Consider the following 1742-nt stretch of genomic DNA (forward strand, 5'->3'; position numbering starts at 1 on the left):
AGCCTTCTCTCTGTTGCTGGTTTGAATGCTTCTGATGATTACGCAAATTTTTTAACCAAAACCCTTTCTGGTAAGAGAGATAAGAGTCCTATCGTAAATGTTTTGACAGAAGGTAGCCGTTCTGCGCGAGTTGGAAATGTTGGTGATAAGAAAGTGCCACAGCTTACAAGAATAGCGGTTAACGATAAAAGCATGAGTGCGGATAATATTGCTGTGCGAAAATTGCCAAAAACATTTGTTAAAAAAGGGTGGATGCTGCCTGTTGAGGACGATAATAGTGATGATATTTTGCTGTCTGGCGTTAATAGTTTAGCAAGGAGGGTGAGTACATATGCAACTAATGAGGATATAAAAATAGGAAACAGTCCGAATGCGCATGGCGTGAGGATTATTGCTATTGGTAACAACATACAGGTACATTCAGGACGCGACGATTATGAATCTGTTATTAATATCGGCAACAGTTCGCAAACCTCCGCTCCTGCTACCACCGTTATTGGTGGAAGGGCACGTGCGGAAAAGTGGACCGGTGTTGCGCTAGGTTACAATTCTGTGGCCGATAGGGCTAGTGGTGTTTTGGGCTATTCTCCTAATAAGAAAGCGAATGCAACAGGTGCTGACGCTCAATGGAAGAGTGTTTATGGTGCCATGAGTGTTGGTAATCTCAGCGAGAAGGGAACGCGACAAATTATAGGGGTAGCAGCTGGTTCTGAACTGACTGATGCAGTAAATGTTGCGCAGATAAAGTCATTACAAAATTACGTAGATAAAGGTTGGCAGCTGTCTGTTGGTGGTGCAGATGCTACAACTATTGGTATAGAGAGCAAGATCGATTTATCAGCGGCAAGTAAAAATCTTCAAATTAGCAAAGGCAAAGATAATAATAATATAAAATTTGATCTAGCTAAGGAAATCGCAGTCAATAAAGTAACTGCAGGAAGCAATACCCTAGACGCAACAGGCTTAGTGATTACAGGTGGACCGAAAATAATCATTTCTGGGATAGATGCTGGGGGTAAAAAGATTACAGGAGTGTCTGATGGCACTGGAGCGAACGATGCAGTTAATTTTTCACAGTTAAGCAAAACCAATGAGAGTCTTTCGTCCACAGCGAGAAATCTGGAAACGGCTATGGCCAATACATCAAAATATTTTGGTGGAGGTGCAGGAGTTGCTGGTTCTGCCATGACGGGACCAACTTATAACTTATCCAAGATTGATACAAAGGGTAATATAACAGAGGGCTCGTTTAAAGATGTTGGGAGTGCTTTTGCAGGTCTTGATACAAATATCAAGAATGTGAATGCACGGATTAAAGAAGTTTCTGAAGGAGTAGCACAGGATTCTTTGTTATGGAATGATGAGGTCAATGCCTTTGTAGCGCGTCATGAGAAGAAGCAAGAAGAAAAAGGCAGAGTTGTAAGGACACAGGAAAACAGTAGAATTACGTTTCTAGAAAAGGCTGAGATCAGCCCCGGCTCAACGGATGCTGTCATTGGTAGTCAACTTTATGCAATGGGTAACACGCTTGCAACCTATTTTGGTGGTGGTGCTGGTTATGATGAAGTGGGCATATGGAAAGCACCGGATTTCAAGATCAGGCAGTTTAGTGAGGATGGTACTTCTTTTGACAAGAACTATACGAATGTAGCTGATGCACTTACAGGTGTTGGAAGTTCTATCACGAATGTTCAGAATAAATTGACTGAACAGGTTAATAATGTGATTACCAAAGTGGAAAG

1 pseudogene is annotated in these 1742 nt (G+C 41.8%); it reads left to right on the forward strand.

Features of this window, described 5'->3' with window-relative positions:
- Positions 1-1742 (forward strand): annotated as a pseudogene (locus tag ACFINI_RS09805) (hypothetical protein); the annotation flags it as partial.

It is taken from the genome of Bartonella sp. AA56HLJMS, assembly GCF_042197145.1.
Taxonomy (GTDB): Bacteria; Pseudomonadota; Alphaproteobacteria; order Rhizobiales; family Rhizobiaceae; genus Bartonella.